This window comes from Streptomyces nigra, from assembly GCF_003074055.1.
In the GTDB taxonomy this organism is placed as follows: domain Bacteria; phylum Actinomycetota; class Actinomycetes; order Streptomycetales; family Streptomycetaceae; genus Streptomyces; species Streptomyces nigra.
In genome coordinates this window covers 4,991,630-5,007,550 of record NZ_CP029043.1, presented here as the reverse complement: position 1 = coordinate 5,007,550, position 15,921 = coordinate 4,991,630, and the positions used below count along the sequence as shown (strand labels likewise).

The window sequence follows — 15,921 nt, the reverse complement described above, 5'->3', positions numbered from 1 at the left end:
ACGGCCTCGCCTCGATGAGTCGGCCCACGGTGGCCCTTCCGCTCCAGCTGGACGCCTACGCCGTGGGTCTACCCACGCGGAGTGTGCGGAACACGGCGTACCGGCTGCGGAGGTCATCGCCAACGGCCGATCTCGACGTTCTCCAGGACACCCAGCGCGTCCGGGACCAGCACCGCCGCCGAGTAGTACGCCGTCACCAGGTACTTGATGATGGCCTGTTCGTTGATGCCCATGAAGCGGCACGACAGGCTCGGCTCGATCTCGTCGGGGATGCCGGCCTGCTGGAGGCCGATGACGCCCTGCTCCGCCTCGCCGGTGCGCAGCGCGATGATCGAGGTCGTCCGGGCCTCGGTGACCGGGATCTTGTTGCAGGGGAAGATCGGCACGCCCCGCCAGGTGGGGATGCGGTTGCCGGACATGTCGATGGTCTCCGGGACCAGTCCGCGCTTGTTCAGCTCGCGTCCGAACGCGGAGATCGCGCGCGGGTGGGCGAGGAGCATCTTGGTGCCGCGCCGCCTGCTGAGCAGTTCGTCCAGGTCGTCGGGGCTGGGCACACCGTCGTGCGGCTGGAGCCGCTGGTCGTACTCGCAGTTGTGGAGCAGGCCGAACTCGCGGTTGTTGACCAGCTCGTGCTCCTGGCGCTCCTTCAGGGCCTCCACGGTGAGCCGCAGCTGCTGCTCGGTCTGGTTCATCGGCTGGTTGTAGAGGTCGGCCACCCGCGTGTGGATGCGCAGCACGGTCTGGGCGATGCTCAGTTCGTACTCACGGGGCCGGGGTTCGTAGTCGACGAAGGTGTGCGGGATGTCCGGCTCGCCGCTGTGGCCGGCCGCGAGGTCGACCTCCTTCTCGCCGTACTTGTTGGTGCGCTGCGTCGGGATCGACCGCAGCTCCTCCAGGTGCTCGCGCAGCGACTCGGAGCGCTCCGCGACCTGCTCGAAGTCCCGGCGGTCGAGCACCAGGACGGTGCACGCGGTGACCGTGCGGGCCGTGTACTCCCAGATGGCGTCGGGGTCGAGCAGCGCCGCCTCGCCGAGGTAGGCGCCGTCGGCGAGGACGCCCAGCGACTCGTCCTCCCCGTAGGGGCCGGTGCCGATCTTCTCCACCCTGCCGTGCGCCAGCAGGTACACCGCGTCCGTCGGGCTGCCGAACGAGGCGATGACCTGGCCCGCCGCGAACTCCCGCTGCGCGCACCGCTGGGCGAGCTCGGAGAGCACGTCCTCGTCCTCGAAGGAGCGCAGCACCGGCAGCTCACCCAGCTCGGCGGGGATGACCTCGACGCGGTCGCCGGTCTTCACGAACGTGACGCGGCCGTCCCCCACGGCGTACGTCAGCCGCCGGTTCACCCGGTACGTGCCGCCCTGCACATTGACCCAGGGCAGCATGCGCAGCAGCCAGCGGGAGCTGATCTCCTGCATCTGGGGCGCGGACTTGGTCGTGGTGGCCAGGTTCCGTGCGGCCGCCGTGCCGAGACTCTGCTGTGTCTTGGCCTGCTCCGTACGGACCTCTTCGCCTACCGACATATGGAATTGCCCTCCCGGTCGTGCACGGGCGCCGTCCTGACGCCACGCGTAGCGATCTGCCTGACCAGGCTTTCATCACGGAACGTGTTGGTGCTATTACCCGAACGAGGGGGAATGGATCACTGTCCCGCTGGGCAGATGGTGGCCTTCTGTCCACCCCTACCGGCACTCCGGACTGGCTGAAACGGCTCGCTCGCCGTGCGACGGGGCGAGCGGCAAGGAGTCCTTTCTTCCGTTTCCGGTAAAGGACCGGTACGAGGCGGCCGCATCCGGCGGCCGCCCCACGGCGCGAGGAGGCGTACATGGCCACACCCATGTCCGCGAGCAGATTCCTGCAGAGGCTGCGCGCGGAGGGCGTGACGGTCGTCGAGGTCGGCGACTGGGAGCACCACAACCGCAACCACGTGGGGCCGTGGGGCCCCGTGCACGGCGTGATGATCCATCACACGGTGACCAAGGGCAGCGCGGCCACGGTCGAGCTCTGCCGCAAGGGCTACGAGGGGCTGCCCGGCCCGCTCTGCCACGGTGTGATCACCAAGGACGGCAAGGTCCATCTGGTCGGCTACGGCCGCGCCAACCACGCGGGTCTCGGCGACGACGACGTCCTGCGCGCGGTCATCGCGGAGAAGACCCTGCCGCCGGACAACGAGGCGAACACCGACGGCAACCGCCACTTCTACGGCTTCGAGTGCGAGAACCTCGGCGACGGCAAGGACCCCTGGCCCGAGGCGCAGCTCGACGCGATCGCGCGCGTGTCGGCGGCGGTCTGCCGGCATCACGGCTGGAACGAACGCTCGGTGATCGGGCACCTGGAGTGGCAGCCCGGGAAGGTCGATCCGCGCGGGTTCACGATGGCGTCCCTGCGCGGGCGGGTCCGGGAGCGGCTGAAGTAGCGGCCCCGCGCCGGTCACAATGGCCGGGTGACCAGCCGTGACGCCGTACCCGACCTCGCCGCCCTGCGGCCGCGGCTGCCCTCGCCGCTGTGCGAGTCGGCGGACGGGCGGCTGGCGCGGCACGGTGTGCGGCTGCTGCTCAAGCGGGACGACCTGATCCACCCGGAGCTGATCGGCAACAAGTGGCGCAAGCTCGCGCCGAATCTGACGGCCGCGGCGGGCCGGACGGTCGTCACCTTCGGCGGTGCCTACTCGAACCATCTGCGGGCCACGGCGGCGGCGGGCCGTCTCCTCGGCCTGCCCACGGTCGGCGTGGTGCGCGGCCAGGAGCTGGCGGGGCGTCCCCTCAACCCCTCGCTGGCCCGGTGCGTGGCCGACGGGATGCGCCTGCACTTCGTCGACCGGTCGACGTACCGGCGGAAGCACGAGCCCTCGACGCTCGCCGACGTCCTGCGCGCGGCGGGCGCCCAGGACGCCTATGTCGTGCCGGAGGGCGGCAGCAACGCGCTCGCCGTCGAGGGCTGCCAGGCGCTCGGCGAGGAGCTGCGCGGGCGGGCCGACGTGGTCGCGGTGGCGTGCGGCACGGGCGGCACCCTGGCGGGCCTGGCCGCCGGGCTGGGCGCGGGCGCGCGGGCGCTCGGCGTGCCGGTCCTCAAGGGCGGCTTCCTCGGCGCCGAGGTCCGCGCCCTGCAGACGGCGGCGTTCGGGGGTCCGCGCGGCGACTGGTCGCTCGACGAACGGTTCCACTTCGGCGGGTACGGGCGTACGACGCCCGCACTGGAGTCCTTCGCGGCCGACTTCGAGGACCGGCACGGACTGCCCGTCGAGCGGCTCTATGTGGCCAAAATGCTGTACGCGGTCGTGGCCCTCGCCGAGGAGGGAGCCTTCGCGCGCGGGACGACGGTCGCGGCCGTCGTCACCGGCGCGCCGCTCCCCGGAATCAGCTGACCGCTCAGCCCTCCTCGCGGTAGGCCGCGGCCTCCTCCAGGTCGAGTCGGCGCAGCAGGGTGCGCAGCATCTCGTCGTCGATGTAGCGGCCGTCGCGCAGTTTGACGAAGACGGCGCGTTCGGCGCCGATCGTCTCCCGGGCCAGGCGCCGGTAGGTGTCGTCGACGGACTCGCCGGTGATCGGGTTGGCCTGGCCGAGGCGTTCCCAGACGGAGTTGCGGCGGCGTTCCAGGACCGCCCGCAGCCGCTCGACGAGGGGTTCGGGAAGGGCGTTGCGCTCGTCGGCGAGCAGTTCCCGCAGACGTTCCTCGGCGGCGCGGGACGCCTGCGCCTGGGCGTTGGCCTCGGCGAGGGTCTCGGCCTGGGGATCGCGGCCCGGCAGCTTCAGCAGGCGGATCAGGGCGGGCAGCGTCACGCCCTGCACGACGAGCGTGCCGATCACGGTCGTGAAGGTCAGGAACAGGATGAGGTTGCGCTCGGGGAACGGCCGGCCGTCGTGCATCGCGAGCGGGATGGAGAACGCGATGGCGAGGGAGACCACGCCCCGCATCCCGGCCCAGGAGATGACGAACGGCCCCTTCCAGGTCGGTTCCTCCTCGCGCTCCCTGATCCGGGCCGAGAGCATCCGCGGCAGGAAGGTCGCCGGATACACCCACGCGAAGCGGGACGCGACGACGACGGCGAACAGGGCGAGCGCGTACCAGGCGGCCGTTCCGCCCTCGTAGGTGCCGAGGCCCTTGAGGACGACCGGCAGCTGCAGGCCGATCAGGGCGAACACCGCCGACTCCAGCACGAACGCGACCATCTTCCACACCGCCTCCTCCTGGAGCCGGGTCGCGAAGTCGACCTCCCACGCGCGGTGCCCGAGATAGAGGGCGACGACCACGACGGCGAGCACACCGGAGGCGTGCACCTGCTCCGCGACCGAGTACGCCACGAACGGGGTGAGCAGCGACAGCGTGTTCTGGAGCAGCGCCTCCTTCAGATGGGTGCGCAGCCAGTGGATCGGCACCATCAGGACCAGTCCGACGACCACACCGCCGACCGCGGCCAGCAGGAACTCGCCGATACCGCCGAGCCAGGTGGCGCCCTCGCCGACGGCCGCCGCGACGGCGACCCGGTAGGCGGTGATCGCGGTGGCGTCGTTCACCAGGGACTCGCCCTGGAGGATCGTGGTGATCCGGGACGGCAGGCCCACCCGGCGGGCGACGGCCGTCGCCGCGACCGCGTCGGGCGGCGCCACGACCGCGCCCAGCACCAGCGCCGCGGTCAGCGGGAGCCCGGGGACGAGCAGATAGGCCGCGTAGCCGACGACGACGGTGGCGAACAGGACGTATCCCACGGACAGCAGCGCCACGGGCCGCAGCTGCGCGCGCAGGTCGAGGTAGGAGCTGTCGGTGGCCGCCGTGTACAGCAGCGGCGGCAGGATCAGCGGCAGCACGACGTGCGGGTCGAGCGTGTAGTCGGGCACGCCCGGCACGAACGACACCATGAGCCCGGCGGCGACCAGCAGCAGGGGCGCCGGCACCGGGACCCGCCGGGCGAGCGCGGCGACCGCGGCGCTGCCCGCCACCAGCAACAGCAGCGGCATCACGTCCATGCTTCTCGCCCACCCTCGTCCGTCGCCGGCGCTCGCCCGCGCCCGCTCGCCGTGTCCGGGGACGGCGGCCGTCCGCGCTCCCCGGCCATGATTCTCCCGCGCGCGGCCACGCGCGGCCGTCGTAACCTGGCAATCATGAAACAGTGCACGCACGCCGACGGGCTGCCGCACCCGGAACCCGAACCGCTGAGCGAGACATGTCCCGAGTGTCTGGCGGAGGGCACGCACCCCGTCCAGCTGAGGATCTGCCTCACCTGCGGTCACGTCGGCTGCTGCGACTCCTCGCCCGGGCGCCACGCGACCGGGCACCACAAGGAGTCCGGGCACCCGGTCATGCGGACCTTCGAGCCCGGCGAGCGCTGGCGCTGGTGCTTCGTGGACCACGTTCTGGTGTGACGGCGACGTAGGCTGGACGACGCCGGTGGCCCGACGGTTCGACCGTCTGACGTCTGGGTACGTCAAACCGGCGCGCGCTCTTCCCAATTGGGCCCGCAGACCCCCTAGCCACGGAGCGTATCCGTGTGTTTACTATGAGTGACAGCAAGGGGTTGGGGTCCTGGGGACAGGAAACTTCGAAGCGCGATAGCGTCACCGCTGAACCACAGATCGCGTTACCCCGGGGGGCGACCCTCGGCCCCGAGAAGCTTGTACCACCTTGGAGGTGAGGGTGTCCCAGATCGCAGGCGAGCCCGTGACCCAGGACTTCGTGGAAGTCCGGCTGCCGGCTGCGGGTGCCTACCTGTCGGTGCTGCGTACGGCGACTGCCGGCCTCGCCGCCCGTTTGGACTTCACCCTCGACGAGATCGAGGACCTTCGCATCGCGGTGGACGAGGCCTGCGCGATCCTGCTGCAGCAGGCCGTGCCCGGCTCGGTGCTCAGCTGCGTCTTCCGCCTCGTCGACGACTCCCTGGAGGTCACCGTCTCGGCCCCGACCACGGACGGCCACGCCCCGTCCCGCGACACCTTCGCCTGGACCGTGCTCTCGGCCCTCGCCGGCAAGGTGTCCTCGGCGGTGGACGAGGACAAGACCGTGTCGATCAGCCTCTACAAACAGCGCGGCGCGGGACCCGGGCCGGCGTGAGGGACGGGGACGGGCCGGTGCGGGACGAAGAGCGCGGCACACGGGAGCTGCCGGACGGCACCTCCCCCTGCTCCGACGGAGCCGGGAGCCTGGGGGCGGGCCCGAGCGGCCCGAGCGGTTCCCGCCGCATGGCGGACGGCATCGACGGCATCCCCGAGCAGGCCCGGCCGCACCCGGAGGACGACTCCGTGGCGACCGGCCTCCTGGCCGACGGGCGGGATGACGACGGTGCCGTGCAGGGCACGCCCCCGGCCGGGCGCATCGGGGTCTCCCCGGCCCGGCCGGCGGCGAGGGCTCGGGAGAGGGCGACGGGGACGATGAGCGAGCACGAGCGGTACGCCGAGGAACGGCCGACGAGCGCACGCGGCGCGCAGGCGACACGCCACGACCCGCAGGACCGCAGCGGGGCGCGCGCCCTGTTCGTCGAGCTGCGCGGCCTGCAGGACGGCACCCCGGAGTACGCGGAGCTGCGCAACCGGCTGGTCCGGATGCATCTGCCCCTCGTGGAGCACCTCGCGCGCCGCTTCCGCAATCGCGGCGAGCCGCTCGACGACCTCACCCAGGTCGCCACCATCGGGCTGATCAAGTCGGTCGACCGGTTCGACCCGGACCGCGGTGTGGAGTTCTCGACGTACGCGACTCCGACGGTCGTCGGCGAGATCAAGCGGCACTTCCGGGACAAGGGCTGGGCGGTGCGCGTCCCGCGCAGGCTGCAGGAGCTGCGCCTCGCGCTGACGACGGCCACCGCCGAGCTGTCCCAGCTGCACGGCCGCTCCCCCACCGTCCACGAGCTCGCCGAGAAGCTGGCGATCTCGGAGGAGGAGGTCCTGGAGGGCCTGGAGTCGGCCAACGCCTACTCGACGCTGTCGCTGGACGTCCCCGACACCGACGACGAGTCCCCGGCGGTCGCGGACACCCTGGGCGCGGAGGACGAGGCGCTGGAGGGCGTCGAGTACCGCGAGTCGCTCAAGCCGCTGCTGGAGGATCTCCCGCCGCGCGAGAAACGCATCCTGCTGCTGCGCTTCTTCGGCAACATGACCCAGTCGCAGATCGCGCAGGAGGTCGGCATCTCGCAGATGCACGTCTCCCGGCTGCTGGCGCGCACGCTGGCGCAGCTGCGGGAGAAGCTGCTGGTCGAGGAGTGACCGCCGCCGGTCGGCCCCGCCGGGTCAGCTCTCGTCCGGTTCGCCGCCGGGCCGGCGGATGCCGAGGGCCTGTGTGGTCGACGGGCTGACCAGGAAGACGAGCGTGGCGATCGCGGCCGCGGCCAGGGCGATCCCCACCGGGATGGCGATGCTGTCGGCCTGCAGCAGGCTGTAGGCCACCGGCAGCGCCAGGATCTGGGTGATCACGGACGGTCCCCGGCTCCAGCTGCGCAGGGCCAACAGCCCGCGCGCGGCGAGCAGCGGCAGCAGGGCGAGGACGACGAGCGTGATCCCGAGCGTGACGGCCTGCCCCCGGTCGTCCGGGTCCCCGGTCAGCCCCAGCACCAGCACCCAGACACCGCCGACGGCCAGTCCCAGCCCTTCCAGGGCGGTGAGCACGGCGGCGTAGGTGAGCCGCCGCGGGCGCGGACCGGCGGTTTCCTCGGGAGCGGGGGTCTCGGGGGTCTGCTGCTTGGTCACCCCTGAAGGGTAGCCCTCGGCCAGGGGCCGCTTTTCGGCCGAGGTCACCTTCGTCGCGGTGCCCCGGCCCGGGCCTCCCGATCCCCCGCTGTCCCCCGTTTTCCCGTGTCGAGGCTCACGCGGGTTCTCCCGGGAGATCCCCACCTCGACCTGTGCCCGGTACCCCCCAGTAGGTACGCTGCCAGTCATGCGTGCACTTCTCGTGGTCAATCCGGCGGCAACCACCACAAGCGCACGTACGCGCGATGTCCTGATCCATGCGCTCGCCAGCGAGATGAAGCTGGAGGCGGTCACCACCGAGTACCGCGGCCATGCGCGCGACCTGGGCCGGCAGGCGGCGGACAGCGACGACATCGACCTGGTGGTCGCCCTCGGCGGCGACGGCACCGTGAACGAGGTCGTCAACGGTCTGCTGCACAAGGGCCCCGACCCGGAGAGCCTGCCGCGTCTCGCGGTGGTCCCGGGCGGCTCCACCAATGTCTTCGCCCGCGCCCTCGGCCTGCCCAACGACGCCGTGGAGGCGACCGGCGCCCTGCTGGACGCCCTGCGCGAGGGCAGCGAGCGCACGGTCGGCATGGGCATAGCCGCCGGCACCCCGGGCACCGCCGACGAGGCCGTGCCGGGCCGCTGGTTCACCTTCTGCGCGGGGCTCGGCTTCGACGCGGGAGTCGTCGGCCGGGTCGAGCAGCAGCGTGAGCAGGGCCGGAAGTCCACGCACGCGCTGTATCTGCGCCAGGTGGCGCGTCAGTTCCTCCAGGAGCCCAACCGCCGGCACGGCACGATCACGCTGGAGCGGCCGGGCGCGGACCCGGTGACCGATTTGGTGCTGTCCATCGTCTGCAACACCGCTCCATGGACGTATCTGCTCAATCGTCCCGTGTACGCGGCACCTAAGGCCTCGTTCGATACCGGGCTCGACGTACTCGGTCTCAGCCGGATGTCCACGGTCGCGGTTGCCCGGTATGCGACCCAGTTGCTCACTTCGTCCCCCGAGCGGGGACCCCATGGCAAGCACGCCGTCTCCCTGCACGACCTGGACCGGTTCACCTTGCATTCGAAGGTGCCCCTGCCCCTTCAGATGGACGGCGACCACCTGGGGCTGCGTACGAGCGTGACGTTCACAGGCGTACGCCGTGCACTGCGTGTGATTGTGTGAGCGGAACGGGCGAAAGTCCTTTCACTCGAACGTTTAGGCCAGGATCCACCCCATGGAAGTACGGCTGTGACCTAGTCGACACCGAGGAATCAAAAAAAACTTTCCGGAAGGGGTTGTATCCGTCGCCGAGGTTTGCGAGTCTCTACATGGCGATCGGGACGGCCCGCAAGACCGGCCTCCACTGATCACCAGAATCCCCTTCAACTCACAGGACCCACGCCGGGGAACCTGGCGATAGGCCCTTCACTTGTTGAGGGATTCGTGAAAGCGTTCACATTCACAAGCAACCCGCATGTAATCAAGGAGAGGTAGCAGCCATGGACTGGCGTCACAACGCCGTTTGCCGCGAGGAAGACCCCGAGCTCTTCTTCCCCATCGGCAACACCGGTCCTGCGCTGCTGCAGATCGAGGAAGCCAAGGCCGTCTGCCGCCGCTGCCCGGTGATCGAGCAGTGCCTGCAGTGGGCGCTCGAGTCCGGTCAGGACTCCGGCGTCTGGGGTGGTCTCAGCGAGGACGAGCGTCGTGCGATGAAGCGCCGCGCCGCCCGCAACCGGGCCCGTCAGGCCTCCGCCTGACACTCCCACCCCGCAACACAGCCTGAGCTTGGCGGCGCGTACAGCGCGTACGCATCTCCCGCCCCGAGCCGCAGCGCGCAGTACCCCCGATGAGCACAGGCCCCGGACCTTCTGGTCCGGGGCTCTTTGCTGTCCGCACTCCCCCGTCGCCGGCCGCTGCGCGGGCCGGTGCTACTTGGTCGCCCGGACCGGGATGTCGAGGATCACCCGGGTGCCCCGCTCCGGCGCGGGGACCATGTCGAACGCGCCGCCCAACTCGCCCTCGACGAGCGTCCGTACGATCTGCAGACCGAGGTTGCCCGCGGTGTGCGGGTCGAAGCCCTCGGGCAGGCCGACGCCGTCGTCCTGGACGGTGACGAGGAGCCGCGCCTGCTTGGTCGTCCCGCCGCGGACCGCCGACACCTCGACGGTGCCGGTGTCGCCGTCGCGGAAGCCGTGCTCCAGCGCGTTCTGCAGGACCTCCGTCAGGACCATCGACAGCGGGGTGGCGACCTCGGCGTCCAGGATGCCGAAGCGGCCGGTCCGCCGGCCGGTGACCTTGCCCGGCGAGATCTCGGCGACCATCGCGAGCACCCGGTCGGCGATCTCGTCGAACTCGACGCGCTCGTCCAGGTTCTGGGAGAGCGTCTCGTGCACGATGGCGATCGAACCGACCCGGCGGACCGCCTCCTCCAGGGCCTCCCGGCCGCGGTCGGACTCGATGCGCCGGGCCTGCAGGCGCAGCAGCGCGGCCACCGTCTGGAGGTTGTTCTTGACCCGGTGGTGGATCTCCCGGATCGTCGCGTCCTTGGTGATCAACTCACGCTCGCGGCGGCGCAGTTCGGTGACGTCCCGCAGCAGCACCAGCGAACCGATGCGGATGCCCTTGGGCTTGAGCGGGATCGCCCGGAACTGGATGACGCCGTCCTCGGACTCGATCTCGAACTCCCGGGGCGCCCAGCCGCTGGCGACCTTGGCCAGCGCCTCGTCGACCGGGCCGTGGGTGGGGGCGAGTTCGGCGGTCGTCCGGCCCAGGTGGTGGCCGACCAGGTCGGCTGCGAGGCCGAGGCGGTGGTAGGCGGAGAGGGCGTTCGGGGAGGCGTACTGGACGACGCCGTCGGCGTCGACGCGGATCAGGCCGTCGCCGACGCGGGGCGAGGCGTCCATGTCGACCTGCTGGTTGGCGAACGGGAACGAGCCGGCCGCGATCATCTGCGCGAGGTCGGAGGCGCTCTGCAGATAGGTGAGCTCGAGCCGGCTCGGGGTGCGCACGGTGAGCAGGTTGGTGTTGCGGGCGATGACGCCGAGGACGCGGCCCTCCCGCCGGACCGGGATCGACTCGACGCGGACCGGGACCTCCTCGCGCCACTCGGGATCGCCCTCGCGCACGATCCGGCCCTCGTCGAGCGCCGCGTCCAGCATCGGGCGGCGGCCGCGCGGGACGAGGTGGCCGACCATGTCGTCCTGGTAGGAGGTCGGGCCGGTGTTGGGCCGCATCTGCGCCACGGAGACATAGCGGGTGCCGTCGCTGGTGGGTACCCACAGCACGAGGTCGGCGAAGGAGAGGTCGGAGAGCAGCTGCCACTCCGAGACCAGCAGATGCAGCCACTCGAGGTCGGTGTCGTCGAGGGCCGTGTGCTGGCGTACGAGTTCGTTCATGGAGGGCACGAGGCCGAGCGTACCTGGGGTTACCCGCGTAGCACGCACGCCGGTGGCGGGACGCCGTACGGCCCCGGAGACACCCGCGGGCCGCGGCGCCTGAGAGGGACCCTCAACCCTCCCGGCACCGCAGCCCGGAGCAATATCGGCCGTGGGGTGTGCGGTCCCGGTCGGCCGAGGATGAGGACCCGAAGCAGTCAGGGCAGAGAGCTCCGGTTCCTCGGTCCGCCTTCCTGTGCGGGGAAGACGGAAGTCGGTGCGTTCTCGTTCCACGCACTCCCTGGCATTGTGGACTAGACCACTCGGGTGTGTCCATGCGTGGGAGCGTGTTCGCTGTTGGCGCTTTCGTGCGGGCTCTCGCACCGGCCCGAGCCGGCGGGTCGCCCTGGCATACATCACGCAGCCTAACCCGTGTGGGTTCATGTCGGGGCGGGTCGGCCGGGGCAATTCCAGCGCACCACCGCCGGTTCGTCCCAGGTCGCCCGGTTCGGCCGGGTCGTACCGGGTCACACGGTCCGCAAGAGGGCCCTGGACAGGGGGTGCGGGAGCGGCGATCCGCGGGGTGCGCCCACCTGGGCCCGAAGGGCCCGCTCTGTTAGATTGGTCTAAACCACATGCTCTCTTCAGGGTGACCTTCGAGTCCCTCCTCAGATCGGCAGGCCCAGCGTGGAAGTTGTCATCGTTCCGGACGCCCAGGCGGGTGGCGAGCTGATAGCCGAGGCCATGGCCCAGCTGCTCCGACGCAAGCCCGACGCCCTGCTCGGTGTGGCCACCGGGTCGACACCGCTGCCCATCTACACGGCGCTCGCGGACAAGGTGCGCTCCGGTGCCGTCGACGCCTCGCGGGCGCGTATCGCCCAGCTCGACGAGTACGTGGGGCTCCCCGCCGAGCACCCCGAGTCCTATCGCTCGGTGCTGCGGCGCGAGGTGCTGGAACCGCTGGGCATCCCCATGGACGCGTTCATGGGCCCGGACGGCACGGCCGAGGACGTGCAGGCCGCGTGCGAGGAGTACGACGCGGCCCTGGCGGCGGCCGGCGGGGTCGACCTCCAGCTGCTCGGGATCGGCACCGACGGGCACATCGGCTTCAACGAGCCCTGTTCGTCGCTGGCCTCGCGGACCCGGATCAAGACGCTCACCGAGCAGACCCGCGTGGACAACGCGCGCTTCTTCGACGGGGACATCGAGCAGGTCCCGCACCACGTGATCACGCAGGGCATCGGGACGATCCTGGAGGCGCGGCACCTGGTGCTGCTGGCCACCGGCGAGGGCAAGGCGGACGCGGTCGCCGCGACCGTCGAGGGCCCGGTCGCCGCGGTGTGCCCGGCGTCGGCGCTGCAGCTCCACCCACACGCGACGGTCGTCGTGGACGAGGCGGCCGCCTCGAAGCTGAAGCTGGCGGACTACTTCCGGCACACGTACGCCAACAAGCCCGACTGGCAGGGGATCTGAGCCCCGCTCTTCCGCGGACGACCAAGGCGCCGGTCCCCTGAGGGGGCCGGCGCCTTGGTCGTCCAGCCCTTAGACGCCCGCGATGACCTCCGCCGCCGCGCGGCCGCAGACGCGGGCCGCGCCATGGGTGGCGATGTGCAGGGCGCCGCGGGGGGCGGCCTGGGGGACGCCCATCTCGACCACGATCGTGTCGGGACGGGCCGTGAGCAGGTCGTCCAGGGCCGTCGCCATCCAGGGGTGGCGGTGCTCGTCGCGCACGACCGCCACCAGGCGGCGCCCACCGGCCGCCGCGAGGGCCTCCCGGCCCGCGTCCTCGCCGGTGTGGCTGCCCGTCCGGGTGCCGGGGAGCAGCCGGTCCAGCTCCGCCGCCACGCCCCACGGCGTCTCGTCGCCGACCGCGATGTTGGCGACCGGGGTGAACGCGGCGACGTACGGCGCCCCGATGAGCGGGGTGAAGGACCCGGCGCCGGCCAGCCGCAGGGCGCGGCGGGCCGCGACCAGGCCGATGTCGGGTCGGGCCTCGGCCGCGTCCGCCGTGGTGGCCGTCGTCCAGCGGGCCAGCTCGCGGACGCGTTCGGCCGCCTCCGCGAGCCGTGCCTCGGGCAGGTCGCCCGCACGGACGGCCGTGACGAGGGCGTCGCGCAGCCGCCGTACGGTCTCGTCGTCGGCGAGGCCGCCGCCCACGCAGATGGCGTCGGCACCGGCCGCGATCGCGAGGACGCTGCCGCGCTCGATGCCGTAGGTGGCGGCGATGGCCTGCATCTCCATGCCGTCGGTGACGATGAGGCCGGTGTAGCCGAGTTCGCCGCGCAGCAGATCGGTCAGGATGCCGTGGGACAGGGTCGCCGGGCGGTCCGGGTCCAGGGCGGGCACGAGGATGTGCGCGCTCATCACGGCCCGGGTACCGGCGGCGATCGCCGCGCGGAACGGGGCGAGTTCGCGTTCCGTCAGCACCGAGGCGTCGGCGTCGATGCGGGGCAGCGCGTGATGGGAGTCGACGGCGGTGTCCCCGTGGCCGGGGAAGTGCTTGGTGCACGCCGCGACGCCCGCCGACTGCAGACCGGTGACATAGGCCGCGGTGTGCCGGGCGGCCAGGGCGGTGTCGGCGCCGAAGGAGCGCACGCCGATCACCGGGTTGGCCGGGTTGGAGTTGACGTCGGCCGACGGGGCCCAGTTGAGGTTGACGCCGCAGGCGGCGAGGCGGCGGCCCAGTTCGGCCGCGACCTGCCGGGTGAGGTCGACGTCGTCGACGGCGCCGAGGGCGTGGTTGCCGGGGAAGCTGGAGCCGGTCCGCACCTCGAGCCGGGTGACGTCGCCGCCCTCCTCGTCGATCGCCACGAGGACGTCGTCGCGCTCGGCGCGCAACTGGGCGGTGAGGGCGGCCAGCTGCTCGGGCGAGGCGATGTTGCGGCCGAACAGTCCGACGGAGGCGAGGCCCTCCCCGAGGCGGCGCAGCAGCCAGTCCGGGGCGGTGGTGCCGGTGAAGCCCGGCTGGAGCACGGTCAGGGCATCGCGCGTGAGTGTGTCGGTGCCGCTGGCGATGGTCGTCATCGGGTGGCGTTATCCCTTCACGGCGCCGGCCGTCAGGCCGCTGACAGCCCTGCGCTGCAGGAAGACGAAGAGGATCAGGATCGGGACGGCGAAGAGGGACGAGGCCGCCATGGTCGCGCCCCAGTCGTTGCCGAAGGCGGTCTGGAAGCTGGACAGCCACAGCGGCAGGGTCTGCGCCTCCGCCTCCTTGTTCAGCACCAGGACCAGCGGGAACTCGTTCCACGCGGTGATGAAGCCGAAGAGGGACGTGGACATCAGGCCCGGCGCCAGCAGCGGCAGGATGACCTTGCGGAACGCCTGGGAGCGGGTGCAGCCGTCGACCATCGCCGCCTCCTCCAGCTCCCGCGGCACCGCGGCGACGAAGCCGCGCAGCGTCAGGATGGTGAAGGGCAGGATCATCATCATGTAGAAGACGGTCAGCGGCAGCAGGCTGTTGAGCATCGACGCGTCCCGGACGATCATGTACACCGCGATGATCATGACCTCCCAGGGCGCCATCTGGGCCAGCATGAAGCCGATGACGAACCCGCGCCGCCCCTTGAACCGCATCCGCGCCAGGGCGAACGCGCCGGCCAGCGCGATGACCAGGGCGAAGACGACCGCGCAGAGGGTGACGATCAGCGAGTTGCCGACGTAGGTCCAGAAGTGGTCGACGCCGGTGGCCCGCTGGAAGTGCTCGAAGGTGATGTCGGTCGGGAACCAGACCGGGTCCTCGGAGATGATGTCGCCGGTCGGCTTGAACGCCGTGGCGAACATCCAGTAGACGGGGAAGACGAAGCCGACGAACAGGACGACGGCCGTGACGTTGGGCCACAGACGGCCGAAGAGTGAGCGCTTCACAGCTCGTCCTCCTCTTGCTTGAGCACGATCCTGAGGTAGTAGGCGGTCAGGCCGAGCAGGATCAGGATGGTCAGGACGGCGATCGCGGCGCCCATGCCGTAGTGCTGGTTCCCGACGCCCTCGATGTAGGCGTAGACGGGCAGGATCTCGGTGAGCCGGTCGGGGCCGCCGCCGTTGATGGTGAAGACCTGCACGAACGCCTTGAAGACCCAGATGACCTCGAGGAAGGTCGTGGCGTACAGGAAGGGGCGCAGGAACGGCATGGTCACCGTGGTGAAGCTCTTCCAGACGCCCGCGCCGTCCAGGGAGGCGGCCTCGTACAGCTCGCTGGGGATGGTGGTCGTGGCCGCGTAGAGGTTGATCGCGACGAACGGGATCGACATCCACACGATCAGCAGGGTGACCACGAAGAACGTGGACATCTGGCTGCTGGTCCAGCTGTAGTCGGCCATCGAGTGCCAGCCGAGCTTGTCCAGCACCCAGTTGACGACGCCGAAGCGCTGCGCGAACAGCCACTGGTAGACGGTGCTGGCGGCGACCACCGGCATCGCCCAGGCCAGTACGAGCCCCATCATCAGCGTGATCCGCATCCGCTTGCCGAGGCGGGCCAGCAGCAGGCCCACCAGGGTGCCGGCGACCATGATCAGGACGACGTTGACCGCCGTGAACAGGATCGAGCGCAGGGTGACGCGCCAGAAGTCCTCGCCGGTGAGGACCTGCTTGTAGTTCTCGACGCCGTTCCACTCGGTGACGTGCTGGATCAGCTGCGCCATGTTGAGGTTCTGGAACGACAGCAGCACGTCCTTCAGCAGCGGCCAGCCGAGCAGCAGCACGGTGGCCGCGCAGGCCGGCAGCAGCAGGAGGTAGGGGACGAACGTGCCCGCGCGCCTCCCCGTCGCGGGTCTGGGCCCGCGGGGTCCGCCCGGCGTCGTCTTCGCCACGTCCACCGGACCGGAGGGCGGCCGTTCGGTCTGCACGGTCATGCTCGCGATCTCTCTTCTCGACCTACCGGAACGAGGGTGCGGGGGGCGGCCCGACGGCC

Annotated in this window: 15 protein-coding genes; 8 read left to right on the top strand and 7 right to left on the bottom strand. The window is 71.2% G+C overall.

All coding sequences use genetic code 11. From position 1 onward, the window contains the following. Window positions 1-113: 113 nt before the first annotated feature. Window positions 114-1,520, bottom strand: a complete 1,407-nt coding sequence (locus tag DC008_RS23335; RefSeq protein WP_108708621.1) for a family 2B encapsulin nanocompartment shell protein — start codon at window positions 1,518-1,520, stop codon at window positions 114-116. 302 nt (window positions 1,521-1,822) lie between these two features. On the opposite strand from DC008_RS23335, the gene DC008_RS23330 reads away from it, so the two are divergent. Both DC008_RS23330 and DC008_RS23325 read left to right on the top strand, forming a co-directional pair. Further along, entirely contained in the window at window positions 1,823-2,413 is a 591-nt protein-coding gene (locus DC008_RS23330) for an N-acetylmuramoyl-L-alanine amidase (protein ID WP_181890392.1), read from the top strand. 27 nt (window positions 2,414-2,440) lie between these two features. Beyond that, window positions 2,441-3,361, top strand: coding sequence for a 1-aminocyclopropane-1-carboxylate deaminase/D-cysteine desulfhydrase (locus DC008_RS23325; protein WP_108708620.1), 921 nt, complete (start codon window positions 2,441-2,443; stop codon window positions 3,359-3,361). A gap of 4 nt (window positions 3,362-3,365) precedes the next feature. Here the strand turns inward: DC008_RS23325 and DC008_RS23320 are convergent, their stop codons facing one another. Next, window positions 3,366-4,961: a Na+/H+ antiporter gene (locus tag DC008_RS23320; RefSeq protein WP_108708619.1), complete on the bottom strand. Its 1,596-nt coding sequence runs from the start codon at window positions 4,959-4,961 to the stop codon at window positions 3,366-3,368. 135 nt (window positions 4,962-5,096) lie between these two features. Between DC008_RS23320 and DC008_RS23315 the strand changes: the two genes are divergently transcribed. The 3 genes from DC008_RS23315 (at window position 5,097) to DC008_RS23305 (ending at window position 7,187) form a co-directional block, all read left to right on the top strand. Continuing rightward, entirely contained in the window at window positions 5,097-5,357 is a 261-nt protein-coding gene (locus DC008_RS23315; RefSeq protein WP_108708618.1) for a UBP-type zinc finger domain-containing protein, read from the top strand. Window positions 5,358-5,628: 271 nt separating this feature from the next. After that, complete coding sequence (locus DC008_RS23310; protein WP_055624136.1) at window positions 5,629-6,042, top strand: ATP-binding protein; 414 nt, start codon at window positions 5,629-5,631, stop codon at window positions 6,040-6,042. A 17-nt stretch (window positions 6,043-6,059) separates the two neighbouring features. Continuing rightward, the gene (locus DC008_RS23305) at window positions 6,060-7,187 is read left to right on the top strand and encodes an RNA polymerase sigma factor SigF (protein WP_164492352.1); all 1,128 of its coding nucleotides are present in this window, start codon (window positions 6,060-6,062) and stop codon (window positions 7,185-7,187) included. 24 nt (window positions 7,188-7,211) lie between these two features. On the opposite strand, the gene DC008_RS23300 is transcribed toward DC008_RS23305, so the two are convergent. Further along, complete coding sequence (locus DC008_RS23300) at window positions 7,212-7,667, bottom strand: hypothetical protein (protein ID WP_108708616.1); 456 nt, start codon at window positions 7,665-7,667, stop codon at window positions 7,212-7,214. Window positions 7,668-7,854: 187 nt separating this feature from the next. Here DC008_RS23300 and DC008_RS23295 point away from each other — a divergent pair, with 187 nt between their 5' ends. Continuing rightward, complete coding sequence (locus DC008_RS23295; RefSeq protein ID WP_108708615.1) at window positions 7,855-8,823, top strand: diacylglycerol/lipid kinase family protein; 969 nt, start codon at window positions 7,855-7,857, stop codon at window positions 8,821-8,823. Between the two features lie 317 nt (window positions 8,824-9,140). Next, on the top strand, window positions 9,141-9,398 hold the full coding sequence (locus DC008_RS23290; protein WP_003992873.1) for a WhiB family transcriptional regulator: 258 nt from the start codon (window positions 9,141-9,143) through the stop codon (window positions 9,396-9,398). Between the two features lie 171 nt (window positions 9,399-9,569). On the opposite strand, the gene DC008_RS23285 is transcribed toward DC008_RS23290, so the two are convergent. After that, window positions 9,570-11,036, bottom strand: coding sequence for a sensor histidine kinase (locus DC008_RS23285; protein ID WP_055624140.1), 1,467 nt, complete (start codon window positions 11,034-11,036; stop codon window positions 9,570-9,572). A gap of 666 nt (window positions 11,037-11,702) precedes the next feature. On the opposite strand from DC008_RS23285, the gene nagB reads away from it, so the two are divergent. Further along, a complete protein-coding gene (gene nagB / locus DC008_RS23280; RefSeq protein WP_108708614.1) occupies window positions 11,703-12,488 on the top strand; it encodes a glucosamine-6-phosphate deaminase in 786 nt (261 codons plus the stop codon). Window positions 12,489-12,557: 69 nt separating this feature from the next. On the opposite strand, the gene DC008_RS23275 is transcribed toward nagB, so the two are convergent. From DC008_RS23275 to DC008_RS23265, 3 genes are read right to left on the bottom strand one after another with little or no spacing between them, the layout of a single operon-like run. After that, a complete protein-coding gene (locus DC008_RS23275) occupies window positions 12,558-14,039 on the bottom strand; it encodes a glycoside hydrolase family 3 protein (RefSeq protein WP_108708613.1) in 1,482 nt (493 codons plus the stop codon). A 9-nt stretch (window positions 14,040-14,048) separates the two neighbouring features. Continuing rightward, complete coding sequence (locus tag DC008_RS23270) at window positions 14,049-14,879, bottom strand: carbohydrate ABC transporter permease (RefSeq protein ID WP_108708612.1); 831 nt, start codon at window positions 14,877-14,879, stop codon at window positions 14,049-14,051. Next, entirely contained in the window at window positions 14,876-15,862 is a 987-nt protein-coding gene (locus DC008_RS23265) for a carbohydrate ABC transporter permease (protein ID WP_108708611.1), read from the bottom strand. Before DC008_RS23265 ends, DC008_RS23270 begins: the two co-directional genes overlap by 4 nt. Window positions 15,863-15,921: the final 59 nt, after the last annotated feature.

Bases quoted from the DNA above. Each gene is read 5' to 3' on its own strand.
- DC008_RS23295 (WP_108708615.1), top strand. From the start codon at position 7,855: ATGCGTGCACTTCTCGTGGTCAATCCGGCGGCAACCACCACAAGCGCA.
- DC008_RS23285 (WP_055624140.1), bottom strand. From the start codon at position 11,036: ATGAACGAACTCGTACGCCAGCACACGGCCCTCGACGACACCGACCTC.
- DC008_RS23320 (WP_108708619.1), bottom strand. From the start codon at position 4,961: ATGGACGTGATGCCGCTGCTGTTGCTGGTGGCGGGCAGCGCCGCGGTC.
- DC008_RS23335 (WP_108708621.1), bottom strand. From the start codon at position 1,520: ATGTCGGTAGGCGAAGAGGTCCGTACGGAGCAGGCCAAGACACAGCAG.
- DC008_RS23265 (WP_108708611.1), bottom strand. From the start codon at position 15,862: ATGACCGTGCAGACCGAACGGCCGCCCTCCGGTCCGGTGGACGTGGCG.
- DC008_RS23315 (WP_108708618.1), top strand. From the start codon at position 5,097: ATGAAACAGTGCACGCACGCCGACGGGCTGCCGCACCCGGAACCCGAA.
- DC008_RS23275 (WP_108708613.1), bottom strand. From the start codon at position 14,039: ATGACGACCATCGCCAGCGGCACCGACACACTCACGCGCGATGCCCTG.
- DC008_RS23330 (WP_181890392.1), top strand. From the start codon at position 1,823: ATGGCCACACCCATGTCCGCGAGCAGATTCCTGCAGAGGCTGCGCGCG.
- DC008_RS23290 (WP_003992873.1), top strand. From the start codon at position 9,141: ATGGACTGGCGTCACAACGCCGTTTGCCGCGAGGAAGACCCCGAGCTC.